This window comes from Actinoplanes sp. NPDC026670, from assembly GCF_040638175.1.
In the GTDB taxonomy this organism is placed as follows: Bacteria; Actinomycetota; Actinomycetes; order Mycobacteriales; family Micromonosporaceae; genus Actinoplanes.
Window position 1 is genome coordinate 47,124 of sequence record NZ_JBEZXU010000040.1, and the last position, 24,795, is coordinate 71,918.

The 24,795-nt window shown below is 70.8% G+C and carries 23 protein-coding genes and 3 pseudogenes; 20 read left to right on the forward strand and 6 right to left on the reverse strand.

The genetic code is table 11. The features are described from left to right. The 3 pseudogenes from AB0E94_RS32770 to AB0E94_RS32780 all read right to left on the reverse strand — a co-directional run. A pseudogene (locus AB0E94_RS32770) lies at positions 1 to 201 on the reverse strand (hypothetical protein); the annotation flags it as partial. A gap of 498 nt (positions 202 to 699) precedes the next feature. Then, positions 700 to 1,380: pseudogene (locus AB0E94_RS32775) on the reverse strand (PD-(D/E)XK nuclease family protein); the annotation flags it as partial. 627 nt (positions 1,381 to 2,007) lie between these two features. Next, positions 2,008 to 2,343 (reverse strand): annotated as a pseudogene (locus AB0E94_RS32780) (PD-(D/E)XK nuclease family protein); the annotation flags it as partial. A 155-nt stretch (positions 2,344 to 2,498) separates the two neighbouring features. Between AB0E94_RS32780 and AB0E94_RS32785 the strand changes: the two are divergent. The 3 genes from AB0E94_RS32785 to AB0E94_RS32795 all read left to right on the forward strand — a co-directional run bounded on the left by AB0E94_RS32785 (position 2,499) and on the right by AB0E94_RS32795 (position 5,206). Then, entirely contained in the window at positions 2,499 to 3,590 is a 1,092-nt protein-coding gene (locus AB0E94_RS32785) for a site-2 protease family protein (protein ID WP_360334452.1), read from the forward strand. A gap of 21 nt (positions 3,591 to 3,611) precedes the next feature. After that, positions 3,612 to 4,547 carry a tRNA (adenine-N1)-methyltransferase gene (locus tag AB0E94_RS32790; RefSeq protein ID WP_360334323.1) on the forward strand — a complete coding sequence of 312 codons (936 nt, stop codon included), beginning with the start codon at positions 3,612 to 3,614 and terminating at the stop codon, positions 4,545 to 4,547. A gap of 68 nt (positions 4,548 to 4,615) precedes the next feature. Further along, complete coding sequence (locus tag AB0E94_RS32795) at positions 4,616 to 5,206, forward strand: hypothetical protein (RefSeq protein WP_093611934.1); 591 nt, start codon at positions 4,616 to 4,618, stop codon at positions 5,204 to 5,206. A 13-nt stretch (positions 5,207 to 5,219) separates the two neighbouring features. On the opposite strand, the gene AB0E94_RS32800 is transcribed toward AB0E94_RS32795, so the two are convergent. Continuing rightward, positions 5,220 to 5,513 (reverse strand): ferredoxin, encoded by a 294-nt coding sequence (locus AB0E94_RS32800; protein WP_360334326.1) that lies wholly within the window; start codon positions 5,511 to 5,513, stop codon positions 5,220 to 5,222. Positions 5,514 to 5,687: 174 nt separating this feature from the next. On the opposite strand from AB0E94_RS32800, the gene arc reads away from it, so the two are divergent. The 9 genes from arc to AB0E94_RS32845 all read left to right on the forward strand — a co-directional run bounded on the left by arc (position 5,688) and on the right by AB0E94_RS32845 (position 14,937). Beyond that, entirely contained in the window at positions 5,688 to 7,469 is a 1,782-nt protein-coding gene (gene arc / locus AB0E94_RS32805) for a proteasome ATPase (protein ID WP_360334329.1), read from the forward strand. 60 nt (positions 7,470 to 7,529) lie between these two features. Next, positions 7,530 to 8,699 carry an acyltransferase gene (locus tag AB0E94_RS32810; RefSeq protein WP_360334331.1) on the forward strand — a complete coding sequence of 390 codons (1,170 nt, stop codon included), beginning with the start codon at positions 7,530 to 7,532 and terminating at the stop codon, positions 8,697 to 8,699. 160 nt (positions 8,700 to 8,859) lie between these two features. Continuing rightward, entirely contained in the window at positions 8,860 to 10,377 is a 1,518-nt protein-coding gene (gene dop / locus AB0E94_RS32815; protein WP_360334334.1) for a depupylase/deamidase Dop, read from the forward strand. 102 nt (positions 10,378 to 10,479) lie between these two features. Beyond that, positions 10,480 to 10,695, forward strand: a complete 216-nt coding sequence (locus tag AB0E94_RS32820; RefSeq protein ID WP_109588753.1) for a ubiquitin-like protein Pup — start codon at positions 10,480 to 10,482, stop codon at positions 10,693 to 10,695. A gap of 142 nt (positions 10,696 to 10,837) precedes the next feature. After that, on the forward strand, positions 10,838 to 11,677 hold the full coding sequence (prcB, locus tag AB0E94_RS32825; RefSeq protein WP_360334338.1) for a proteasome subunit beta: 840 nt from the start codon (positions 10,838 to 10,840) through the stop codon (positions 11,675 to 11,677). A gap of 31 nt (positions 11,678 to 11,708) precedes the next feature. Beyond that, entirely contained in the window at positions 11,709 to 12,506 is a 798-nt protein-coding gene (prcA, locus tag AB0E94_RS32830) for a proteasome subunit alpha (RefSeq protein ID WP_360334341.1), read from the forward strand. Positions 12,507 to 12,614: 108 nt separating this feature from the next. Continuing rightward, positions 12,615 to 13,973 carry a Pup--protein ligase gene (gene pafA, locus AB0E94_RS32835; protein ID WP_106320375.1) on the forward strand — a complete coding sequence of 453 codons (1,359 nt, stop codon included), beginning with the start codon at positions 12,615 to 12,617 and terminating at the stop codon, positions 13,971 to 13,973. Between the two features lie 69 nt (positions 13,974 to 14,042). Continuing rightward, positions 14,043 to 14,243, forward strand: coding sequence for a hypothetical protein (locus AB0E94_RS32840; RefSeq protein WP_360334344.1), 201 nt, complete (start codon positions 14,043 to 14,045; stop codon positions 14,241 to 14,243). 46 nt (positions 14,244 to 14,289) lie between these two features. Further along, positions 14,290 to 14,937, forward strand: a complete 648-nt coding sequence (locus tag AB0E94_RS32845) for a class I SAM-dependent methyltransferase (protein ID WP_360334351.1) — start codon at positions 14,290 to 14,292, stop codon at positions 14,935 to 14,937. Between the two features lie 131 nt (positions 14,938 to 15,068). Here AB0E94_RS32845 and AB0E94_RS32850 read toward each other — a convergent pair whose 3' ends face one another. Continuing rightward, a complete protein-coding gene (locus AB0E94_RS32850; protein ID WP_360334354.1) occupies positions 15,069 to 16,154 on the reverse strand; it encodes a DUF3866 family protein in 1,086 nt (361 codons plus the stop codon). 108 nt (positions 16,155 to 16,262) lie between these two features. On the opposite strand from AB0E94_RS32850, the gene AB0E94_RS32855 reads away from it, so the two are divergent. The 7 genes from AB0E94_RS32855 (at position 16,263) to AB0E94_RS32885 (ending at position 21,152) form a co-directional block, all read left to right on the forward strand. After that, the gene (locus AB0E94_RS32855; RefSeq protein ID WP_360334357.1) at positions 16,263 to 17,252 is read left to right on the forward strand and encodes a WYL domain-containing protein; all 990 of its coding nucleotides are present in this window, start codon (positions 16,263 to 16,265) and stop codon (positions 17,250 to 17,252) included. Between the two features lie 52 nt (positions 17,253 to 17,304). Then, entirely contained in the window at positions 17,305 to 18,294 is a 990-nt protein-coding gene (locus AB0E94_RS32860; RefSeq protein ID WP_360334360.1) for a YafY family protein, read from the forward strand. Between the two features lie 16 nt (positions 18,295 to 18,310). Then, positions 18,311 to 18,553 carry a hypothetical protein gene (locus AB0E94_RS32865; RefSeq protein WP_360334455.1) on the forward strand — a complete coding sequence of 81 codons (243 nt, stop codon included), beginning with the start codon at positions 18,311 to 18,313 and terminating at the stop codon, positions 18,551 to 18,553. Positions 18,554 to 18,685: 132 nt separating this feature from the next. Then, entirely contained in the window at positions 18,686 to 19,033 is a 348-nt protein-coding gene (gene tatA, locus AB0E94_RS32870) for a Sec-independent protein translocase subunit TatA (RefSeq protein WP_360334363.1), read from the forward strand. A gap of 9 nt (positions 19,034 to 19,042) precedes the next feature. Then, positions 19,043 to 20,008 (forward strand): twin-arginine translocase subunit TatC, encoded by a 966-nt coding sequence (gene tatC / locus AB0E94_RS32875; RefSeq protein WP_360334366.1) that lies wholly within the window; start codon positions 19,043 to 19,045, stop codon positions 20,006 to 20,008. Positions 20,009 to 20,019: 11 nt separating this feature from the next. Then, complete coding sequence (locus tag AB0E94_RS32880) at positions 20,020 to 20,919, forward strand: YegS/Rv2252/BmrU family lipid kinase (RefSeq protein WP_360334458.1); 900 nt, start codon at positions 20,020 to 20,022, stop codon at positions 20,917 to 20,919. Between the two features lie 41 nt (positions 20,920 to 20,960). Next, positions 20,961 to 21,152, forward strand: a complete 192-nt coding sequence (locus AB0E94_RS32885; RefSeq protein WP_360334369.1) for a hypothetical protein — start codon at positions 20,961 to 20,963, stop codon at positions 21,150 to 21,152. Here AB0E94_RS32885 and AB0E94_RS32890 read toward each other — a convergent pair. After that, the gene (locus tag AB0E94_RS32890) at positions 21,143 to 21,877 is read right to left on the reverse strand and encodes an HAD-IA family hydrolase (RefSeq protein ID WP_360334372.1); all 735 of its coding nucleotides are present in this window, start codon (positions 21,875 to 21,877) and stop codon (positions 21,143 to 21,145) included. The two genes, AB0E94_RS32885 and AB0E94_RS32890, sit on opposite strands and share 10 nt — an antisense overlap. Before the next feature lie 89 nt (positions 21,878 to 21,966). On the opposite strand from AB0E94_RS32890, the gene AB0E94_RS32895 reads away from it, so the two are divergent. Next, entirely contained in the window at positions 21,967 to 24,720 is a 2,754-nt protein-coding gene (locus tag AB0E94_RS32895; RefSeq protein WP_360334375.1) for a DEAD/DEAH box helicase, read from the forward strand. Positions 24,721 to 24,795: the final 75 nt, after the last annotated feature.

Here is a 24,795-nt window from a genome sequence, read left to right on the forward strand (position 1 = left end):
TCCGGAGCCACCCACCGAACCGTTCCTGTCGAGCGAACCGGAGCCGCCCGCCTGACTGTTCCCGCCCGGCGAACCGGTCCCGCCACCTGCCGAACCTTCGGTGCCCGGCGAACCGGTACGGCCACCGACGAGCACCGCCCGCAGCCCGGCCCGTTGCAGGGGTGCCGCATCCGCAAGCAGCACCCGAAGCGGGCCGCTCATGCGATGGCCTCTGCCCGGCCCGTTGCCAGGCCGGGCGTGGAAACGCGGCTTCTGGCGGCCTTCGCCCGGTGTGCTGTCGGGGCGGCTGCGGGAAGGCGATCCGGGTTGTTCATGCGGTGGCCTCTGCCAGGCCGGGCGCGGAAACGCGGTTCCTGGCGGCCTTCGCCCGGCGTGCTGTCGGGGCGGCTACGGGAAGGAGATCCGAGTTTCATATGACGGCCTCGGTCCGGCACGTTGTCGAGGCGGGTTCGGGAACGCGATCTCGGTCGCTCATACGAAGGCCTCTGATCGGCGCGCAGTGCGTGTCGTGTTGCTGGCTGCGGACCCGGGTAGCTGGTCGGGCGGTGTGGAGACCGCGCGGGCGGTATCGCGGGGAGAGGTAAAGATCGCGCGGGGCGGTGTGGAGACCGCGCGAGGCGATATCGCGGGCAGGGTAGAGATCGCGCGGGGCGGTGTGGAGACCGCGCGGGGCGGGGTAGAGACCGCGCGGGGCGGGGGTCAGCCAAGGGGATCGTCCCGGAGCAGGGCGCCTACCCGGTCGGGTTCGGTGTCCGGGGTGAACGAGGTGGTTACGGGCAGTTCCGGGAACGGGGGCGGCGTGCCTCCGAACTCGGGGCACAGAGCCTGGTGGCTGCACCAGCCGCACAGGCGGCTCGGCTTGGGGCGGAAGTCTCTGTCACGCTTCGCCCGCTCGATCGCGGTGGAGAGGGCGATCAAGGTGCGTTCGAAGCGTTCCAGCTCGCCTGCCTCGGGGCTGTAGTCCAGGGCCTCGGCGTCTTTCAGGTAGAGCAGGCGCAGGGCTCGGGGGACCACGCCCCGGGCGCGCCACAGGACCAGGGCGTAGAACTTCAGCTGGAACAGGGCCCGGCCCTCGAAAGCCTCCCTGGGGGCGCCGCCCGTCTTGTAGTCGACCACCCGCATGTCGCCCGCCGGTGAGATGTCGAGACGGTCGATGTAGCCGCGCAGCAGCAGGTCGTCGCCGATCGTCGTGGAGATCAGGGTCTCGCGCTCGGCCGGTTGCAGGCGGCGGGGGTCCTCCACCGCGAAGTAGCCGGCGAGCAGGTCGCGGGCGCCGGCCAGGAAGGCGGCGATCCGGGCCGCCTCGCCTGCGCCACCCGGCAGATCGATCAGCGCGGCCTGGCCGGTCGCGTCGATCTCGGCCTCGACCGCGGCTGGATCCCGCATCAGCCCGCCGGCCGCGGCCGACTCTCCACCCGCGGCGCCCGACGCGGCGGCACCTTGGCCGACGGCCGAGGTGACCGCACCTTCGCCGAAACCGTGGCCGTCTGCGGCGGCGGAGGCGGGGTGGCCCGAGTTGCCGGTGATGGCATGAGCGGAGGCGGGGTGGCCCGGGGTGCCGGTGATGGCGTCAGCGGAGGTGAGGTGGCCCGGGGTGCCGGTGGCGGCGTCAGCGGAGGTGAGGTGGCCAGGCGTGCCGGTGGTGGCGTCAGCGGAGGTGAGGTGGCTTGAAGTGCCGGTGGTGGCGTCAGCGGAGGTGAGGTGGCCGGGGGTGCCGGCAGTGCCGTCAGCGGAGGTCGGGTGGCCCGGGGTGCCGGTGGTGGCGTGAGCGGGGGTGGGGTGGCCTGGGATGCCGGTGGTGGCGTTGGAGGCGGCAGCACGCCCGCTACCGTCCGCGGCGCCGGAGGTGGCAGCGTGCGGAGCGCCGGCCGCGACGTCAGCGGTTGGGTGGCCGCCTGAGGTGGCTGGGGAGACGGCAGGTGCGGCGCGGCCGACGCCGGTGGCTGGAGTGGCGGACGACGCCGGGGCTGCGGGGCGGGCCGGGCGGCCCCTGGGTGGTGGGTCGGTGGCGAAGACCGCCGCCAGCTCCGGCTCCCGGGCGAGCAGACCCTCCCACTCCGGGGTGACCAGGGCGGCCGCCGCCTCCGGGGTGCGGTCGGCGGCGGGCAGGTCGAACAGGCGCTCCAGCACGGCGTGGACCAGGGTGCCGCGGATCTGGTCGGCCGACGGGGTCTCGGGCAGCTTGTCCACGGTGCGGAAGCGGAACAGCAGCGGGCAGGTCTTGAAGTCGGCCGCCCGGGAGGGCGACAGCGACGGCCCGGCCGGGGTCTCCGGGCGCCGGGCACGGTCGCCGGACTGGGCCGGGACCGGCTGCGGGGTCGGGGACACCGGCTGGGCCGCCATGGGAGAGAGCGCCGTCATGTCAAAGAGGCTAGGCCAGGGGTACGACGAAAAACGCGGGGTGGGTCCCGCGCGTGCGTGTCCGTAGCATCGATCGCGTGGAGCAGAGCCGAGCAGTGCAGGGGCCGCCGCCCGGGGCCGGGCGGCCGGTGGGGCACGTGGCCGGCATCCCGGTGCATGCGAACGGGTCGATGCTGCTGCTCGCGGTGCTGGTCACGGTGGTGTATGGGAACTACGCCCGCACCGAGCTGAATCTGGCGCAGCCGTGGGCGTACCTGGTGGGGCTCGGGTTTGTGGGTTGTCTTCTCGGCTCGGTCTTGCTGCACGAGCTGGGGCATGCGCTGACCGCTCGCCGGTTCGACATCGGCGTGCGCCGGATCACTCTCGAGCTGCTGAGCGGGTGGACCGAGATGGACCGGGACGCGCCGGCCCCCCGGGTGGACGCGCTCGTGTCGCTGGCCGGCCCGGCGGTGTCGCTGCTGCTCGGCGGGGTGGCGACGGTGGCCGCGCTGGCGCTGCCCAATGACACGGTGTCCGGGCAGATCGCCTTCCAGCTGGCGCTGAGCAACGTGCTGGTGGCGTTCTTCAACGTGCTGCCGGGCCTGCCGCTGGACGGTGGCCGGGCGTTGCGGGCGCTGCTGTGGGCGCTGATGAAGGACCGGAACCGGGCGACGGTGGCGGCCGGCTGGTCGGGCCGGGTGCTGGCGCTGGTCACCGGGTCGCTGGCGCTGGTGCTGTACCGGCTGGACGTGATCACCGGGCTGGGGCTGGTGTTCGTGCTGCTGGTGGTGCTGACCCTGTGGCAGGGCGCCGGGCAGTCGATCCGGCTGGGCCGGATGACCGGGCGGTTTCCGCTGGTGGACCTGGGCGCGCTGGTCCGGCCGGTGCTGGCGGTGCCGGCCGGCACGCCGCTGGGTGAGGCGCAGCGGCGCCGCGCGGAGGACCCGAGGCCGGACGTGGTGCTCGCGGTCGCCGACTCGGCGGGTAGCCTCACCGCACTGGTCGATCCGGTCGCCGCCGAGCGGATTCCGGTCGACCGGCGGCCATGGGTGAGCGTGGAGAGCGTGGCCCGGTCCCGTGACGCGCTGACCACGCTGCCGCTCGGGCTCACCGGTGAGCAGGTGGTTCGCGCGCTGCAGGCCCACCCTGGCGCGCAGTACCTGGTGACCGCAGGCGAGGATGTCGTGGGCGTCCTGCGGGTCGCCGACGTGGCCGCCGTGCTGGAACCCAGGCGCGCCGGCCGGAATTAGCGATCTCCTGAGAGAAGAGCAGTGACCACAATCCCAGCCACCACCGTCGACGACGTTCCCGCGCACCGTGGGCCGTTCCGGGTGGGCGACCGCGTTCAGCTCACCGACCCGAAGGGCCGGATGCACACGATCGTGCTGGAGCCCGGCAAGGCGTTCCACACGCACCGCGGCGCGATGTCGCACGACGAGCTGATCGGCCTGCCGGACGGCAGCGTCATCACCGCCGCCAGCGGCACCGCCTACCTGGCGCTGCGCCCGCTGCTGTCGGACTACGTGCTGTCGATGCCGCGGGGCGCGCAGGTGATCTACCCGAAGGACGCGGCGCAGATCGTCGCGATGGGTGACGTCTTCCCGGGCGCGAAGGTGCTGGAGGCGGGGGCCGGCTCGGGCGCGCTGACCTGTTCGCTGCTGCGGGCCGTGGGCAGCTCCGGCGAGGTGCACAGCTACGAGCTGCGCGACGACTTCGCGGCGATCGCCCGGAAGAACGTGGAGGCGTTCTTCGGTGGCCCGCACCCGGCGTGGCACCTGCACAACGGCGACGTGGCGGGCAACGACATCACCGGTTTCGACCGGATCATCCTGGACATGCTGACCCCGTGGGAGGCTCTCGACATGGTCGAGAAGTCGCTGATCCCGGGTGGCGTGTTCATCGGCTACGTGGCGACCACCCCGCAGCTGTCCGAGCTGGTCGAGGCGCTGCGTGAGCGGGGCGGCTGGACCGAGCCGCGGGCCTGGGAGTCGCTGGTCCGCGACTGGCACGCCGACGGGCTCGCGGTCCGCCCGGACCACCGGATGATCGCGCACACCGCCTTCCTGGTCTCGGCCCGCAAGCTCGCCCCGGGCGTCACCGCGCCGCCACGGCGGCGCAAGCCGAGCAAGGGCGCCGAGGCGTACGCGATCCGCAAGGCCACCCAGGCGGCGCTGGCGGCTCAGGCCGTGGAAGCAGCGGGGGAGTGACCGTCGTATCTGGAATCCGGTAGGTTCCCTGATGGTTTCCGGGTCGGGAGGACAGGAGTGGGCGCGCGATGAGTTCTCCACCGTTCGGCGGCAGCAACGAGATGCCGGCGGTCTTCCCCGACTGGTCGCCGTACCCGGACCTGGATTCGGCCGCCCGCGCCTATCTGCGTGACCCCGAGGTGGCCCTGGAGGCGCTGTTCGGGGTGCTGCGGGGCGCGCAGGTGCTGTGTTTCACCCTGGAGCGGTTCGTCAACGAGGTGAACGGGGTGTGGCAGGAGGTCGTCGTCTGTGACGGCAGCCGCCTGGTCCTGTGGCACGGCGAGGACGTGGCGCCGGGTGACGGCCCGGTCGGCGCGATGACGTCGTCACTGCGGGTGGTGCCGCTGTCGACGGTGACCGAGGTGGGCTGCCGGCGGCGGCTCACCCGTACCCCGAACGGGCAGGCCCGGGTCGACAGCATCGACGTCTACCTGCTGCTCAGCTCGGTCGACGACGCGGTCCCGCCGCCCGGCGTGGGTGAGGACGAGGGCCGGGCGCCGCTGCGCCACGACGCGCTGCGTTTCGGCAAGACGCTCGACGACGGCGGCGCCGGCCAGATCGCCCGGCTCGAGGAGTTCTCCCGGGTGGTCGCCTCACTGGTCGGCCGTCCCACCCTCTGAGTTTCAGTCAGGTTCACTCAACCGAGCTCAACGGGCCGGCGACGGCGACCCCGTCGGCGGCCCGCTCCACGTGGATGCAGTCGCCCGGGCACTCCTTGGCCGAGTCGATGACCTCGAGCAACAACTGCCGCGGCACGTCCGCCCGCACACCCGGGGCCTGCAACAACTCGCCGGTGTGGTCTTTTACATACGCGAGGCCGTCGATGTCCAGTTCGAACACTTCCGGGGCGTACTGAACGCAGAGTCCATCACCGGTACAGAGATCCTGATCGATCCAGACCCGCAGCTCATCAGTGTCGGCTGACACGTCTACCTCCCGCAACCCGTCGGGGCCGACGGTACCCGAACTATGTCCGACCGGCTCAGCCGTGGTCGCACCAATCGATCAAGAGTCGGTGACGAGGGTGTTGCATGGGTCGAAAACCGCTTCGCAACAGCTAGTGTTAACCCAAGACGTTCAAGCCCCCCGGGGAGGTGGGACGTGGCACGTAGCGACGAAGCGGACTCCCGCGCCGCGCGAGCGGAGAAGGAAGTCAACGATCTCTCCAGTCAGGTCGCGTTTCTGCAAGAGGAACTCGCTCTGGTTCGGCGGAAGTTGACGGAGAGCCCCCGACACGTCCGGCAGCTCGAGGAACGGCTCGCGGCGACGCAGGCGCAGCTCTCCCGAGTGACAGAGAACAATGAGCGGCTCGTGGCGACCCTCAAGGAAGCCAGGGCCCAGATCGTCACTCTCAAGGAAGAGATTGACCGGCTCGCCCAGCCGCCCAGCGGCTACGGCGTTTTCCTGGCGGCGCACGAGGACGGCACGGTGGACGTGTTCACCGGTGGCCGCAAGCTGCGGGTGGCGGTCTCGCCGTCGCTCGCCGCCGACGAGCTTCAGCGGGGACAGGAAGTCCTGCTGAACGACGCGCTCAACGTCGTCGACGCGTTCGGGTTCGAGCGCACCGGCGAGGTCGTCTCGCTCAAGGAGGTGCTGGACAACCCGTCCGGCGGCCCCCGCGATCGGGCGCTGGTCATGTCGCACGCCGACGAGGAGCGCATCGTGTTCCTCGCCGACTCGCTCGACATCGACAAGCTGCGCGCCGGTGACTCGCTCATGATCGAGCCCCGCTCGGCGTACGCCTATGAGCGGATCCCGAAGAGCGAGGTCGAGGAGCTCGTCCTGGAGGAGGTCCCCGACGTCGACTACACCGACATCGGTGGTCTGCACTCGCAGATCGAGCAGATCCGCGACGCGGTCGAGCTGCCGTTCCTGCACGCCGACCTGTTCCGGGAGCACCAGCTGCGCCCGCCGAAGGGCATCCTGCTCTACGGCCCGCCCGGCTGCGGCAAGACCCTGATCGCCAAGGCGGTGGCCAACTCACTGGCCAAGAAGATCGCCGAGCGGCGTGGCGAGGAGAAGCACACCAGCTACTTCCTCAACATCAAGGGCCCGGAGCTGCTCAACAAGTACGTGGGTGAGACCGAGCGGCACATCCGCCTGGTCTTCCAGCGGGCTCGTGAGAAGGCCGGCGAGGGCACCCCGGTGATCGTGTTCTTCGACGAGATGGACTCGATCTTCCGGACCCGTGGCTCGGGTGTCTCCAGTGACGTGGAGAACACCATCGTTCCCCAGCTGCTCAGTGAGATCGACGGTGTCGAGGGCCTGGAGAACGTGATCGTGATCGGCGCCTCCAACCGGGAGGACATGATCGACCCGGCCATCCTGCGTCCCGGCCGGCTCGACGTGAAGATCAAGATCGAGCGCCCGGACGCGGAGGCGGCGAAGGACATCTTCGCCAAGTACATCCTGGCCGACCTGCCGCTCAGTGGAGACGACCTCACCGAGCACGGCGGCAACCGGGACGCGACGGTCGCCGCGATGATCGAGGCGGTCGTCCTGCGGATGTACACCGAGACGGAGGAGAACCGCTTCCTGGAGGTCACCTACGCCAACGGTGACAAGGAGGTCCTGTACTTCAAGGACTTCAACTCCGGCGCGATGATCCAGAACATCGTCGACCGTGGCAAGAAGATGGCGATCAAGGAGTTCCTCACCTCCGGCAAGAAGGGACTGCGTCTCCAGCACCTGCTCGACAGCTGCGTCGACGAGTTCCGGGAGAACGAGGACCTGCCGAACACCACCAACCCGGACGACTGGGCCCGGATCTCCGGCAAGAAGGGCGAGCGGATCGTCTACATCCGCACGCTCGTCTCCGGTGGCAAGGGCGCCGAGGCCGGCCGGTCCATCGAGACCGCGACCAACACCGGCCAGTACCTGTAGGACGTACCACGACCGGGGCCGGAGGGGTTTCCCTCCGGCCCCGGCCTCGTTCAACCCCGTGTGATCACCCCCCGCCTGGCCTGGCTGGACGCGCTGCGTGGCTGGGCCGCGGTCGTCGTGGCCGCCTTCCACGTCAGCCCGCTGGTGCTCGGTTCCGAACGGCACCTGCGGATCTTCCAGGTCATCGACCTCGGCAAGTACGGTGTGCTGCTGTTCTTCCTGGTCAGCGGCTACGTGATCCCGATGTCGCTGGAACGGCACGGTGACCTGCGCCGGTTCTGGACCGGCCGGCTGCTGCGGATCTATCCGGCCTACCTGTTCGCCGTGCTGGTCACGATCGGGCTGGGCGCGGCCGGGATCATGCGCATGCCCGCCCAGCTGTCCGGGGAGACCACGGCCAGCGTCCTCGGGCACGTGACGATGCTCCAGGACCTGATCGGCACCCGTGGCGTGCTCCGGCCGTTCTGGACGCTCTCCTTCGAGATGGTCTTCTACCTGATGGTCGCCGGCCTGTTCGTGTGGCGGCGCAACGGCGACGGCGCCTGGTGGGCGGCAGGGCTCACCGTGGTGGCGGTGTTCGGGCTGCCGGACGATCTGCTCGGCGGGACGGCCGGGCACCGCCGGATCGTCGCGGTCGCGGCGCTGGTGCTCCTGGGGTGCGTGCTCTGGGCGTACCACCTCGGCCGGAGGCCCCTCACGCTCGCCGCCGGCCTGGCCGGCATCGTCTTCCTCGCATTGCCGCTCCTTAACGGCCATGCCACCGATCAGGTGACCAGCGCGTCGTCCGGGCAGGCCGCGCAGATGCTGGCGGTGATGTTCGCCGGCACGGTGGTCCACCGGGTCCAGCACCGGCGGCTCGGCCGGATCCCGGCCGTGCTGGTGCTGCTCCTGGTCGGCGCCGGCGTCGCGGTGCACGTCACCCCGGCGGTGGCGGTCGCGGTCGCGGTGACGTTCGGGGTCGCGTTCGGGCTCCGGGAGCGGCGGGTGCCGGTGGTCCTGGTCCGGCTCGGCATGATCAGCTACTCGCTCTATCTGCTGCACATCCCGGTCCTCGCGGTGATCCGCCACCACACCCAGCGGCCGCTGCTGACCGCGGTGGCCTTCGTCGTCGGGTCGCTGGCCGCGGCGTGGGCCGGGCACCGCTGGGTGGAACGCCCGGCGCAGGCCCTGGCCCGGCCGCGGACCGGCGCGGCGGAGGGGCCGCGGCCCGCCGACCGGGTGCCCGTCTGACCGATTCTGATTCGTGACCCGCCGTCGATCACCAGGAGGATGCGCCCGCCGGTGACACTCAAGGTTCCGACGCGGGTACGGGGAGTCTCGGAAAGGCCGGGCGGAGCGTCTAGGCTCGATACATGAGCAGGCGCAGCTTCGTGGCGGACAGGGTGGTCGCATGAGCGTTCGACGGATTATGGGGACCGAGGTCGAATACGGCATTTCGGTTCCCGGCCAGCCCGGTGCCAATCCGATGGTCACGTCCTCCCAGGTGGTCAACGCCTACGGCGCCCGCCCCGAGCTCAGCAGCAAAGGCCGCGCCCGCTGGGACTACGAGGAGGAGTCGCCACTGCGCGACGCCCGTGGCTTCACCTACTCCGGGGCCGCCTACGATCCGGCCGAGGCGCTCGCCGACGAGGATCTCGGCCTGGCCAACGTGATACTGACCAACGGCGCCCGCCTGTATGTCGATCACGCCCACCCGGAGTACAGCACGCCCGAGGTGACCAACCCGCTCGACGTCGTCAAGTGGGACAAGGCGGGCGAGCGGGTGATGGCCGAGGCCTCCCGCCGCGCCGCCACGATCCCCGGCACGCACCGGATCCAGCTCTACAAGAACAACACCGACAACAAGGGCGCGTCGTACGGGGCGCACGAGAACTACCTGATGCGCCGGCAGACGGCCTTCGCCGACATCGTCGCCCACCTCACGCCGTTCTTCGTGACCAGGCAGATCTTCTGCGGCGCCGGTCGCGTCGGCATCGGGCAGGACGGCAGCGGCGCCGGTTTCCAGATTTCCTCCCGCGCCGACTTCTTCGAGGTCGAGGTGGGCCTGGAGACGACGCTCAAGCGGCCGATCATCAACACCCGGGACGAGCCGCACGCCGACGCCGACAAGTACCGCCGCCTGCACGTGATCATCGGCGACGCGAACCTGTCGGAGATCTCCACCTACCTCAAGGTGGGCACCACCGCCCTCATCCTCAACATGATCGAGGAGAAGGTGTTCACCGGCGAGCTCGGCATCGCCGACCCGGTGAGCGAGCTCAAGGCGGTCAGCCACGACCCGGCGCTCAAGCACCTGATGCGCCTGCGCGACGGCCGCCGGCTCACCGCGCTCGACCTCCAGTGGGCCTACTTCGAGCGGGCCCGCCAGTTCGTCGACGACCGGCTCGGTGCCGACGTCGACGAGCAGACCGCCGACGTGCTGGACCGGTGGGAGGACGCGCTCGACAAGCTCGGCCGCGACCCGATGCTGCTCTCCGACAGCCTGGACTGGGTGGCCAAGCTACGCCTGCTGGAGGGCTACCGGGAGCGGGAGAACCTGGGCTGGTCGTCGCCGAAGCTTCAGCTCGTCGACCTCCAGTACTCCGACGTGCGGCCGGAGAAGGGCCTCTACCACCGCCTGGTGGCGCGCGGGTCGATGAAGACCCTGCTCGACCCGGACACCACGCAGCGGGCCATGTACGAGCCGCCGGAGGACACCCGGGCCTACTTCCGCGGCCGCTGCCTCGCGCAGTACGCCTCCGAGGTGGTCGCCGCCAGCTGGGACTCGGTGATCTTCGATGTGGGCCGGGAGTCGCTGGTGCGGGTGCCCATGATGGAGCCGGAACGCGGTACCAAGAAGCATGTCGGCGCGCTGTTCGACACGTGTGAGAGCGCGAAGGATCTGCTCGAGGTGATCACGAGCCGGTAATAAAACACCCGTTCCGGCGGGCCGTTTCGTCATAGGCGCGAGGTAGGTTTTTCCCAACCCGATGTTGCAGGACTTCGGGGACGGCTGAGAAGGGGGACATCCATGGCAACCCGAGACACAGGTGGTCAGTCGCAGAGCGGAAAGGGCCGCAGCGACCAGGAGATCGAGGACGTCACCGTCGAGGCCAGTCCCGAGGTAGCGGAACGGCACGCCGAGATCACCGAGGACGTCGACGATCTCCTGGACGAGATCGACTCCGTCCTGGAGGAGAACGCCGAGGAGTTCGTCCGCGGCTACGTCCAAAAGGGCGGCCAGTGAGGGTTTTGTCCGTTTCTGAATGACCGGGCGCCGCCGTTTCGGCGGCGTCCGCCATTTCCCCAAGACATGTCGATGATGTTGAGCGCCCCGCGGGCTCCAGCGGGATAGTGTGCCTCAACTGCACGTACCTGAAAGGAACCACGTGGCGACGGGCTTTGATCCATCCGGGCGTCTACCGGATTTCTTCACCAGCACTTCGACGTCCTCCTTCACGCAGTTCCTGAGTCAGGCCGCCCCGGAGCTGCTTCCGGGCCGCCGGCCGCTGCCGCCGGGCCTGTCCGCCGACATCGCGCCGCACGGCACCACGATCGTCGCGATCGCGACCGCCGACGGCGTGGTGATGGCCGGTGACCGCCGGGCGACCATGGGCAACCTGATCGCCAGCCGGGACATCAAGAAGGTCCACCCGGCCGACGCCTACTCGCTGATCGGCATCGCCGGGACGGCCGGCATCGGCATCGAGCTGATCCGCCTGTTCCAGGTCGAGCTGGAGCACTACGAGAAGATCGAGGGCGCCATGCTCTCCCTCGACGGCAAGGCGAACCGCCTGGCCGCGATGGTGCGTGGCAACCTGGGCGCGGCCATGCAGGGCCTGGCCGTGGTGCCGCTGTTCGCCGGGTTCGACCTGGCCCCGGCCGAGGGTGTGAGCCCCGGCCGGATCTGGAGCTTCGACGTGGCCGGCGGCCTCTACGAGGAGACCGGCTACGAGGCGATCGGCTCGGGCTCGCTGTTCGCGAAATCGGCGCTCAAGAAGCGCTACCGGGCGGGCGTGAGCACCGAGGACGCGATCACGCTGGCGGTCGAGGCGCTGTATGACGCGGCCGACGACGACACCGCGACCGGCGGGCCGGACGTCATCCGCAAGATCTACCCGGTGGTGATGACCGCTTCGGCGGCCGGCACCCACCGGCTGAGCGACGAAGAGATCGCCACGGTGGCCGAGAGGGTCGTCGCGGGGCGTCACGATAACCCGGGCGGCTGACCCGTACTTCGAGGAAGAGAGGTAGCCACCCGTGGCCATGCAGTTCTACGCATCACCCGAGCAGGTTCAGCGGGACCGTTCGGAGTACGCCCGTAAGGGCATCGCCCGCGGCCGGTCGGCTGTGGTGCTCACCTACGAGGGCGGCATCCTGCTGGTCGCCGAGAACATCACCACCCTGCGGAAGATCAGCGAGATCTACGACAAGATCGCGTTCGCGGCGGTCGGGCGGTACAACGAGTTCGAGGCGCTGCGGCGCGGCGGTGTGCGGATGGCCGACATGGTCGGCCTGAGCTACGACCGGCGGGACGTGACCGGCCGGGCGCTGGCCAACACGTACACCCAGACGCTCGGCGCCATCTTCTCGGAGACGCAGAAGCCGTACGAGGTGGAGATCTGCGTCGCGCAGGTCGGCGCCACGCCGGCGGCCGACGAGCTCTACCGGATCACCTACGACGGTTCGGTCATGGACGAGCCGGGCTTCATGGCGATGGGCGGCCAGGCCGAGGCGATCGCGACGGTGCTGCGTGACCGGCACGACGCGACGGCTGAGCTGACCGTGGCGCTGGCGCTGGCCGCGGAGGCGCTGGGCAGTGTCGGCGGGGAGAACGGGCAGCCGCGCCAGCTCACCGACAAGCAGCTCGAGGTGGCGGTCCTGGACCGGCGGCGGCCGGGCCGGGCGTTCCGGCGGCTCACCGGGGCGGCGCTGACCACCCTGCTCGGGCACGAGGCCGTGTCGGACGCGGATCTGGGCGAGGTCGACGCGGCCCCGCCCGCGCCGGCCGAGGGCAAGCCCACCGAGTCGGCGGCCTCGGAGGACACCGAGAAGTAGCGTTCGCACGACGGTTGCGGGGCGTGGTCATGACGACCACGCCCCGCAATCATGGAAAGGGCCGGTTGTGGGTGCCGCTGAACCGGTTTCTGCCGGTAGTGTTCTGACATGGAACGGCGAATTTTCGGCCTCGAGACCGAGTACGGAGTCACGTGCACCTATCGGGGGCAGCGGCGGCTGTCGCCCGACGAGGTGGCCCGCTACCTGTTCCGCCGAGTGGTCTCCTGGGGACGCAGCAGCAACGTGTTCCTTCGCAACGGCGCCCGCCTCTACCTCGATGTCGGTTCCCACCCTGAGTACGCGACCCCCGAGTGCGACTCCGTCACCGATCTGGTCGCCCACGACCGGGCCGGCGAGCGGATCCTGGAAGGCCTTCTCGTCGACGCGGAGAAGCGTCTGCACGACGAGGGCATCGCGGGGGAGATCTACCTCTTCAAGAACAACACCGACTCCGCCGGCAACTCGTACGGCTGCCACGAGAACTACCTGGTGAGCCGGCACGGCGAGTTCGGCCGGCTCGCCGACGTGCTCATCCCGTTCCTGGTGACCCGCCAGCTGATCTGCGGCGCCGGCAAGGTGCTCCAGACGCCCCGCGGCGCGGTGTTCTGCCTGTCGCAGCGGGCCGAGCACATCTGGGAGGGCGTCTCCAGCGCGACGACCAGGTCCCGCCCGATCATCAACACCCGCGACGAGCCGCACGCCGACGCCGAGCGCTACCGGCGCCTGCACGTGATCGTCGGCGACTCGAACATGAACGAGGTCACCACCCTGCTCAAGGTGGGCAGCGCCGACATCGTGCTCCGCATGATCGAGGCCGGCGTGGTGATGCGTGACCTGACATTGGAAAACCCGATCCGGGCGATCCGCGAGGTCAGCCACGACGTCACCGGCCGCCGCAAGATCCGCCTCGCCAACAACAAGGAGGTCTCCGCGCTGGAGATCCAGCAGGAGTATCTGGCGAAGGCGACCGAGTTCGTCGAGCGGCGCGGCGGCGACCCGGTCGCCAAGCGGGTCGTCGAGCTGTGGGGCCGGGTGCTCAACGCGATCGAGTCGGAAAACCTCGACCCGGTCGCGCGGGAGATCGACTGGGTGTCGAAGTACAAGCTGATCGAGCGCTACCAGGCCAAGCACGAGATCCCGATGTCGCACCCGCGGATCGCGCAGCTCGACCTGGCCTACCACGACGTGCGCCGGGGCCGCGGCCTCTACGCCCTGATGGAGAAGCGCAAGACGGTCGACCGGATCGCCAACGATCTGCAGATCTTCGAGGCGAAGGAGACTCCGCCGCAGACCACCCGGGCCCGGCTGCGCGGCGAGTTCATCAAGCACGCCCAAGAGAAACGGCGCGACTTCACCGTCGACTGGGTGCACCTGAAACTCAACGACCAGGCGCAGCGGACGGTCCTCTGCAAGGACCCGTTCCGTGCCTACGACGAGCGGGTGGAGCGCCTGATCGCCAGCATGTGACCGGCGTCCGGCGTCCACCTCACCGCTGGGTGGGCGCCGGTCACCGGTGGAGGCTACGCTGGCTCCGCTATGACGAACTTTGGCCTGCCTGAACCCACTGATCGCACCGACTCCGAGGTCCGGCTCAACAGGCTGGAGCGGCGCCGGGAGAAGATCCGCACCGAGATCGAGAAGAACCGCGAGGGCAACCACCGGGTGCCGACTTGGGTGCTCGCCCTGATCCTCGTTCTCCTCATCGGCGGCTGGGCCTACCTGATCTTCAGCAGCTGAGCCCCGGGGCAGACGCGGCCGCCGGGTTTGCGGAAAGCTGTCCGGTATGGCTGACATCATCGATCCCGCCGTCGGCGACTACCTGCTGACCCACTGCACACCCGCCGACGAGGTGCTGCGCGACCTGGCCGCCGAGACCCGGGCGAAATTGCCGGGCCCGTCCGGCATGCAGGTCTCGCACGACGAGGGCGCCCTGCTCACCATGCTGGTGCGGCTCACCGGCGCCACGAACGCCGTCGAGGTGGGCACGTTCACCGGATACTCGTCGATCTGCATCGCCCGCGGCCTGCGCCCGGGTGGACGGCTGCTGGCCTGCGACGTCTCCGAGGAGTGGACCGCAGTGGCCCGCGACTACTGGCAGCGGGCCGGGCTGACCGACCGGATCGAGTTGCGGATCGCGCCGGCCCTCGAGACGTTGCGGGCGCTGCCGGCCGACCCGGTGATCGACTTCGCGTTCGTCGACGCCGACAAGACCGGCTACCCGGACTACTACGACGAGCTGGTGCCGCGGCTGCGCCCGGGCGGCCTGATGGTCCTCGACAACGTGCTGCGCGACGGGCGGGTCCTCGACCCGCAGGACGAATCGGACCTTGCCGTGGCGGGCCTCAACGACCGGATCGTCACCGACGACCGGGTCGAGTCGGTGATGCTGCCGGTCCGTGACGGGGTCACCCTGATCCGCCGGCGGGACTGAACCCGACCGGCGCGGCCACCGTCACCGCGGGGTCCGGTCCGCTCACCCGGCCGGCAGGCTCGCCGCGTGGCGGCCGGTCACCGCTGGCCCCGTCGGTCACCCGGCCGGCAGGACCGGCGTGTGGTGGCCGGTCACCCGGCCAGCAGGCTCGCCGCGTGACGGCCGGACGCCGCGGCGGTCAGGAAGTAGGCGTGATCCTGGTCCAGCTTGCGGCCCATCGTCGACAGCGGCACCGGGCAGGCACGCAGCGCCTCGTCCAGACCGTCGGAGGGCACGCGGACGATGCGGTGCCGCGCGGTCAGCGGCGCGAGCGCGGCCTCCACCTCGGCGGCGAGCGGTTGCGGCAGGCGGTCCGGCAGCGGGAGGTCGGCGGGGACCAGGGCCACTCTTCCGTACGCGGTGAGGCTGTGATGTGAGACTCCGCGGTGCCGATCGCGGCCGTCGCCGTCGGAGATCCGTAGCGAGCCGACCGGCCGCCCGCCGAGCACGGTGATCGCGTTGACCGCCTCACCCAGCGCCACCCCGGAGAATCCCCAGGTCGTGCCGGTCCCCAGATTGCCCGGCCCCTGCGCCACGATGGTCACGTCGGCGTGCAGCACGTGCCGGGCGGCCAGCAGCCCGGTGTGCACCGTGCTCGCCTCCAGGTCGCCGCCGAACGCCTGGCCGGTGGTGACCGTCCCGGCGAGGTGGCCGTGCAGCCCGTCCAGCGTGCGGGAGAACCAGGCCGGCAGCGCCCCGCCGTCGGTCATCAGATACGCCACCCGGGCGGCCGGCCGGTCGGCGTGGATCCCGGCCAGGATCGCCGGCAGCGCCGAATGCAGATCGGCCGTGACCACCGGCATGCCCTCGATCGACTCGGCGGCGGCCAGAACCGCCCGATGAGGGGACGCCTCCTCGTCGACGCCGAGCCGGATCGGCTGCAGCGGTGTGTACCGCGCTTTCACCAGATGACCGGCGTCGCGGGTGGCGCCGTCGTCGGCCGGGTCGGCGGGCAGCCGGTCCGGGATCGCCACCACCAGCGCGTAACCGCCGGTGCCCAGACCCATCACCAGCGCGCCCACGTTGAGCAGCACCCGGTCGCCGGGCTCGGGGACACCGACCAGATCGGGGTACGCCAGCGCGCGCACCGGGCCGTCGGCGGTGAGCACGTCCAGTTCGACGGCGCCGCGCCAGCTCCGCCGTACCGCCTGGACCGTCCCGGACCGCCATCGCACCATGGCCGCGACCCTATCCGCCGCTGCCCGCCCGCCCCTGGGTCGGGTCCGTCGTCCCCCGGCACAGTGACGGATAACCGTCGCCCCGGGGCGCCTGCTAGCGTTGCGGCCGTGTCGCGCACTCGTACCGAGCGCCTGGTAAACCTGGTCATCTGCCTCCTGTCCACGCGACGGTTCCTCACCGCCGCGCAGATCGCTGCGACCGTGCCCGGTTACGAGCACGACCCGTCCGACCCACGCGATCATGAGGCCTTCCAGCGCAAGTTCGAGCGGGACAAGGCCGAGCTGCGTGACCTGGGCGTGCCGCTGGAGACCGGGACGGCCAGCATCTTCGACCAGGAGCCCGGCTACCGGATCGCGCAGCGGGAGTACGCGCTGCCCGACATCCTTCTCGAACCGGACGAGGCCGCGGCCGTCGGCATCGCCGCCCGATTGTGGCAGCACGCCGGGCTGGCCGCCGCCGCGTCGTCCGGGCTGGCCAAACTCCGCGCCGCCGGAGTCGAGGTGGATCCGCAGGCCACGCTCGGGGTGGAGCCGGTGGTCACCGTCGATCCGGCGTTCGGCCCGCTCACCTCGGCGGCCCGGGAGCGCCGCGCGGTCACCTTCAAGTACCGGGTACCCGAGGTCGACGAGCCCAGCACCCGCCGTCTCGAGCCGTGGGGCGTGGTCTGCTGGCGCGGCCGGTGGTATGTGGTGGGCCACGACCGTGACCGGGCCGCCACCCGCTGCTTCCGGCTGTCCCGGATCGTCGGCGACGTCCGCGCCACCGGCCGGGGCGACGCCTTCGAGCCGCCGGCCGGCGCCGACCTGATCAGCCACGTGGCCCGCTCGTCCGGCCCGATCGCCCGCAACGGCCGGGCCACCGTCACGGTTCGCCACGGCCGGGCCGCCGGGCTGCGCCGGCTCGCCGCCGACATCACCCCGGGCCCGGACGGCGATCGCCTGACCATCGTCTACGGCGACGCCGACTGGCTGGCCTCCCGCATCGCCGGGTACGGTCCGGATGCCCGCGCCGACGGCCCGCCCGAGCTGCGTGACGCCGTCATCCAGCACCTCAAGGAACTCATCACCAGGCACGAGATCCCGGCGGTGACGGCATGACCGGCCGGCGCCGCGGGCCGGGAACGGGTGGGCACGCCCGGGGAGGCACGGCATGAGCACGGTGCGGACACCCTCCGGGGACCGGCTCGGGCGGCTGCTCAACCTGGTGCCGTACCTGCTGGCCCGGCCCGGCATCCTGATCTCCGAGGCGGCCGCCGACCTGGGCGTCACCGACAAGCAGCTGCGCGAGGACCTGGAGCTGCTCTGGGTGTGCGGGCTGCCCGGTTACGGCCCCGGCGACCTGATCGACATGGCCATCGACGGCGACCACGTGACGATCAGCCACGACGCCGGCATGGACAAGCCGCTGCGCCTCAACCCGGACGAGGCGCTGGCCCTGGTGGTGGCGCTGCGGATGCTCGCCGAGACCCCCGGCATCGACACCCGCGACGCCATCGAGCGGGCCCTCGCCAAGATCGAGAGCGCGGCCGGCGACCTGGCCGACGCGCCTGTCGCGGTCCGGCTGCCGGCCAACCAGAAGAAGCTCGCCGCGGTCCGTGCCGCCGTCGACTCCGGCCACGCGCTGCGGCTCACGTACTACACCGCGGCCCGGGACGAGACGACCGACCGGGTCATCGACCCGATGCGGATGCTGATGGTCGGCGGCTTCAACTACCTGGAGGCCTGGTGCCGCCGGGCCGAGGCGACCCGGATGTTCCGGATCGACCGGATCGACGGGTTCACCGAGCTGGACGAGCCGTCCGCGCCACCTGTCGAGGCGGTGCCGCACGACGTCACCGGCGGCGTCTTCCGGCCCGGCCCGGAGCTGCCGCTGGTCACCCTGCGGGTGGGCCGCGGCGGCCGGTGGATCACCGAGTACTACCCGGTCGAGGAGGTGGTCAAGGACAGCGCCGAGTGGCTGGTCACGATGCGGGTCACCGACCTCGGCTGGGCGCAGCGCTTCCTCACCGGCCAGGGCCGCGACGTCACCGTGATCGGCCCGCCCGAGCTGCTCGACCGGATCCGGGCGCAGGCCGCCACCGCTCTCGACCAGTACGCCGCGCCGACCGGGCTCGGAGCCGACCCGGTCGCGGGCCGATAGGGTGGGCCGCGTGCTGATGTGGGTCTGGATCGCCGTGGTGGTGATCGCGCTGCTAGTCCTGATCTTCGCCGCGTCGCGGGTGCTGGGCCGGCTGCCGGCGCTGCGCCGGGCCGCGGGCAAGCTGGAGAAGCGCCGTGACGAGGCGCTGCAGCTTCAGCAGAGCGCCGAGCGGCTCCAGGCCACGGTGCAGGGCCTCCAGGAGCGGGCCGAGCGTGCTCAGGAGAAGGTCGAGGAGATCAAAGCGGGCCGCGGCCGGTGACGGGCAGTTACCGCCCTGTTGTCCTGGGCTTACCAAGATCATAAGAAACCTGAGGGATCCGCACGGCAAAATCGTCAGGATCCACACGTACGATGGACCCCGCAAACTGATCCGACCGACTGGAGTCATCCCATGGGCGCCCTCAAGCCATGGCACATCATCGTCCTCGTTGTTGTGCTGATCCTGCTCTTCGGCGCGAAGCGGCTGCCGGACGCCGCCCGGTCCCTCGGCCGCTCGCTGCGGATCATCAAGGCGGAGACCAAGGGCCTCGTCGACGACGACAACAACGTCGCGGAGAAGGCGGAGCCGCAGCACAGCCGCACGCCGCTGCAGGGCGAGGTCCAGCAGCCCTACCAGCAGCCGGGCTACCAGCAGGCGCCGCCGCCGCAGGGCTACCAGCAGCAGGCGCCGCAGGGCTACCAGCCGCCGCCGGCTCAGCCCTTCGTCGACCCGGTGCAGCACCGCACCAACGACCGCTGACCCGGGCCGATGGCACTGAGCCTGCGTAAGAACAAGGGACCCACCAAGTTCCAGCAGGCTTCCGACGGCTCCATGACGCTCATCGAGCATGTCCGGGAGCTGCGTAACCGGCTGTTCTTCGCGTCCCTCGGCATCGTGGCCGGCCTGATCGTCGGCTTCATCCTCTCCGAGTGGGCCTTCGACCTGCTCAAGTCGCCCTATTGCGGTCTCGACTCGTCATGGACGCTGGGTAAGGTCGGTCAGGGCGACTGTAACTTCCTCATCCTGGCACCGGCCGACCAGCTAATCCTGAAGCTGAAGATCGCTTTGTGGCTGGGTCTGATCGTCGGAGCTCCGGTCTGGCTCTATCAGTTGTGGGCGTTCATCGCCCCCGGCCTGCACCGCCACGAGCGCAAGTGGGCGTATGTGTTCGTCGCGATCGCGGCCCCGCTGTTCATGGGTGGCGCGACGCTGGCCTACTTCGTGGTCAAGCACAGCCTCGAGTTCATCATGACGGCCGGCATCGTCGGCCAGACCACCCAGCTCGAGATCACGGCCTACACCGGTTTCGTGACCAGCATGATCATGATCTTCGGGGCGGCGTTCGAGTTCCCACTGGTCCTGCTCATGCTCAACTTCACCGGTGTGGTCACCGCTCGGCGGTTGCTCAGCTGGTGGCGGACCGTGGTGTTCCTGTCGTTCGCGTTCGCCGCGATCGCCACCCCGGACCCGGGGCCGTTCGGCATGACGCTGCTGGCCGCCTGCCTGTCGCTGCTCTACTTCATGGCTGTCGGGGTGGCGTTCCTCAACGACAAGCGCAAGGGCCGCGGCAAGGAGATCTACGCCGGTCTCGACGACGACACCATCTCCGAGCTGCCTGAGGAGCGGGTGCCGGTCGGCGCCTCCGACCCGATCGAAGCCCCGACCGCGATCGACGCGCCCAGCCCGGTGGAGAAACCGCAGTCGATCGAGCGCAGATTCGACGACATGACCTGATCTAATTCGGGATCGTGAGTGATTTCATCGCGGTGCTGGCCAACCCCTCGGCGGGGAAGGGCCGGCACCGCGGTCTGCTTCCCGGGGTCGTCGAAACGCTCGGGACGGCCGGGCGGGACGTGCGGATCCTCACCGCGGGCAGTGGGGACGAGGCCGAGGAGGCCTGTCACGCTGCGGTTGCGGACGGGGCGGCGGCCGTCGTCGCGGTCGGTGGGGACGGCACGGTGCACCGGGCCCTGCAGTCCGTCGCCGGGCGCGACGTCGGGTTCGGCGTGGTTCCGGCCGGCACCGGCAATGATTTTGCGAGCGCGGTGGGCGTACCGCATGAGGGGTTGAAAGCGGCCGAAGGGATCGCCGGAGCGTTGCGGGATGGCCGGGACCACCGGTTTGATCTCGCCCGGACCCTTGACGCTCACGGTGAGCAACGGTGGTTCTGTGCGGTTCTGGCCGCCGGGTTCGACGCGCTGGTCAACGAGCGGGCCAACCGGATGCGCCGGCCGCGTGGAGCACGCCGCTATGACCTGGCGATCCTGCTGGAGCTCGCCAAGGTGCGGGCCCGGACCTACACGCTGACGCTGGATGGTGAGCGGCGTACGTTCCCGGCGGAGATCGTTGCGGTGGGTAACTGTGCGAGTTATGGCGGCGGGATGCGGATGCTGCCCGACGCGGACCCCGCCGACGGGCTGCTCGACGTGCTGTTCGCCGCGCCGCTGGGGCGGCTCGACCTGATGCGGCTCAAGCCGCGGCTGCGCCACGGCACCCACGTTCGTGATCCGCGGGTCACCGTGGTGCGGGCGCGCGAGGTTCGCATCGAGGCCGAGGGCATCATCTCGTACGCGGACGGCGAGCGGCTCGGCCCGCTGCCGCTCGACGTGAGCTGTGTGCCGGGTGCGGTCCGGTTGCTGCGTTGAGTTGAGGGTCAGATTCTCCGGGGCGGGCCGAACGGTAGGGCATGACGAACACGATCGGCACCCGCGCCACCTCGATCCTCGGCAACGCGTCCTCGCTGCTGGGAAGCACCAAGGATGCCTTCAAGGCGATGGCCGAGGCCGCCGTCAACACCCAGGCCGAGTCGTCGGCCGCGGTCGCCCAGGAGGCGGCGAAGCGGGGCCGTCGCGGGACCGTCCTGGACCGTTACGCCTGATTCGGCAGGGCCAGGGACAGCACCGCGGAGAGGCCGTTCGGCTTGCCGGCGTCGGCGGCCGGCACGATGTAGGCGGCGCAGCCCGCCTTGACCGCGCCCGCGTCGGCCGGGGTGTCGCCGACCATCAGCGCCTGCTCCGCGTCCACGCCGAGCATGCCGCAGGCGCGCCAGAAGATCGCCGGGTCCGGTTTGATCCGCCCGACCTCGTAGCTGAGCGCGAACGCGTCGACCAGCCCGTCCAGTCCCCACGCGGCGAACAGCGGCCTGACGTCGAACGCGATGTTGCTGACCACCGCCACCCTGACCCCGGCCTCGTGCAGCTTGCGCAGGGTCGGTTCGGCATCCGGGTACGGTACCCAGCCGTCCGGGACGAGCAACCTCTCATACAGCGCGTCGGCCAGACCCTCCACGTCGGTCGGCACGGTCGCGGCCAGTCCGGTGTAGGCGGCCCGGTGGCTGTGCGCGTAGAGATCACGATCGGCCCAGTGCTCCGCGAGGTGCGGTGGAACCCGGTGCGGCACCGGCCCGCCGGCCCGGCCCGCAGTGGTCAGACGGTCGGCCAGGATGGTCGCCTTACCCCTGTCCAACTGTGCCCCGCACGTGGCCGCCGCGGCGAGAACCCAGGTCAGCGAGTCCTCCACCTGAGCCAGCGTGCCGTGGAAGTCGAACAGCACCGCCTCGACGGGCCGCACCGGTGGGGCTGGGGGATTCGAGGCATGCGGCACGTGGTGCACCTTACCGACTCGCGCCGCCGCCCCTGACGGCCCCATAACCGTGCTGCGTTTTGTCATACCCAGGAACTAGCCTTGTGCTCATGACGAGTCCCGCCGAGAAATATTCGGCATCCAAGCGGCGGGCGGCGCGGGTCGCCACCTATCCGGCGCTCGAAGATTTCATGCTCGACGTGGGGTTCGACCTCGACGACTTCCAGCGTGAGGCGTGCGAGGTCCTGGAGCGGGGCAGCGGCGTGCTGGTGTGTGCGCCGACCGGCGCCGGCAAGACCGTGGTCGGCGAGTTCGCGGTGCACCTGGCGCTGCGCTCGGGGCAGCGCAAATGCTTCTACACCACACCGATCAAGGCGCTGTCCAATCAGAAATACCACGACCTGGTGTCGCGCTACGGCGCCGACAAGGTCGGTCTGCTCACCGGCGACAACGTGATCAACGGCGACGCCCCGGTGGTGGTGATGACCACCGAGGTGCTGCGCAACATGCTCTACTCCGGCTCCGACCAGCTGCGCAACCTGGCCTATGTGGTGATGGACGAGGTGCACTACCTCGCCGACCGGTTCCGGGGCGCGGTCTGGGAAGAGGTGATCATCCACCTGCCGGCCTCGGTCACGCTCGTCTCGCTGTCGGCGACGGTGAGCAACTACGAGGAGTTCGCCGACTGGCTGGTCACCGTCCGCGGCCAGACCGAGGTCGTGGTCAGCGAGCACCGGCCGGTCCCGCTCTGGCAGCACATGCTCGTCGGGCGGCGGATGTTCGACCTGTTCCACGACGCCGACGCGGCGAAGAAACACGACGTCCACCCCGAGCTGCTGCGCTACACGCGCGAGATGGACCGGCGGATGGAGTTCACCGACCGGGCCGCCTCCGGCTGGCGCGGCGGGCGCGGCAAGCGCTGGCAGCCGCCACCCCGGGCCGAGGTGGTCGACCGGCTGGAGCGGGCCGGGCTGCTCCCGGCGATCCTGTTCATCTTCAGCCGGGCCGGCTGCGACGCCGCCGTCCAGCAGTGCCTCAACGCGGGGCTGCGCCTCACCGACCCGGACGAGCGGGCCGAGATCCGGCGGATCGTGTCGGCCAAGGTGGCGCACCTGCCGGCCGACGACCTGTCGGTGCTGGGCTACTGGGAGTGGCTCGACGGCCTGGAGCGGGGCGTCGCCGCCCACCACGCGGGCATGCTGCCGGTCTTCAAGGAGGCGGTCGAGGAGTGCTTCGTCAAAGGCCTGGTCAAGGCGGTCTTCGCCACCGAGACACTGGCGCTGGGCATCAACATGCCGGCCCGCTGCGTGGTGCTGGAGCGGCTGGTCAAGTTCAACGGTGAAGCACACGTCGACCTGACCCCCGGGGAGTACACGCAGTTGACCGGCCGGGCCGGGCGCCGGGGCATCGACATCGAGGGCCACGCCGTGGTGCTGTGGAGCCCCGACGTCGACCCGCGGCACGTGGCCGGGCTCGCCTCCACGCGGACCTATCCGCTGCGGTCGTCGTTCCGGCCGTCGTACAACATGGCGGTCAACCTGGTCGGCACGGTCGGCGCGGAGAAGTCGCGGGAGCTGCTGGAGTCCTCGTTCGCCCAGTTCCAGGCGGACCGCTCGGTGGTCGGTCTGGCCCGGCAGGTGCAGCGCAACGTCGAGACCATGCAGACGTACGGGGATGACGCCGCCTGCCATCACGGCGACTTCGACGAGTATTTCGGGCTCCGGGTGGCCATCGCCGACCGGGAGAAGTCGCTGTCCCGCCAGGGCGTCCAGCAGCGTCGTTCGGCCGCCGTCTCGTCGCTGGAGAAACTGCGGGTCGGTGACGTGATCCGGGTGCCGCAGGGCCGCCGTGCCGGGCTCGCCGTGGTGCTGGAGCCGGCCGCCGCCGGGTTCGGTGAGCCACGGCCGCTGGTGCTCACCCAGGACCGGTGGGCCGGCCGGGTCAGCCCCGGCGACTTCGGCGGTGAGGTGGAGGTGCTGGCCCGGGTGCGGGTGCCGCGCAACTTCAACCACCGTGCGCCCGGCGCCCGCCGCGACCTGGCCGCCCAGATCAGCGCGACCGGGCTGGACCGGCATCCCGACCGCCGGCGCAACGGCCGCAGCCGGGCCAACCCCGGCGAGGACGCCGAGGTGGCCCTGCTCAAGGTGCAGCTTCGGCAGCACCCGTGCCACGCCTGCCCGGAGCGGGAGGATCATGCCCGCTGGGCCGAGCGGCGGCACCGGTTGCAGCGTGACACCGACGCGCTGCGTGACAAGGTCGCCGGGCGGACCGGGTCGCTGGCCCGCACCTTCGACCAGGTGTGCGCGGTGCTGACCACACGCGGCTATCTGTCCTCCGACGGCGAGGTGACCGAGGCCGGCCGGATGCTCGGGCGCATCTGGTCGGAGGCCGATCTGCTGGTCGCCGAGTGCCTGCGCCAGGGGGTGTGGGACGGTCTGGCCCCCGACGAGCTGGCCGCTGCCGTGTCGATGGTGCTCTACGAGTCCCGCCGCGAGGGCGACGACCGGGCGTCGGTGCCGAAAGGCCCGATCAGCGCCGCCGTCGACGCCTGCGCCAAGCTGTGGGGCGAGATCGCCGCCGACGAGAGCGAGCACGGGTTGTCGCTGACCCGCGAGCCCGATCCCGGGTTCGTCTGGCCGATGTTCCGGTGGGCGCGGGGCGAGCCGCTGGGCCGGGTGCTGGCCAGCGGGCATCACGACGCCGACATGCCGGCGGGTGACTTCGTCCGGTGGGCGCGGCAGGTTCTCGATCTGCTCGGCCAGGTCAAGGAGGCGTCGGCGGCTTCGCCTAGCGTCAAGGAGACGGCGCGTAAGGCTATTGCGGCGGTCAATCGGGGGGTGCTTGCGCTGCAGAGCGCCCTCTGACCTGCGGCCACTTGTCTTCGGCCAGCGGCGGCGCGCGCCGCCGCTGGCCCTGCCGTTTCCGCTGTCGCTCTTCCG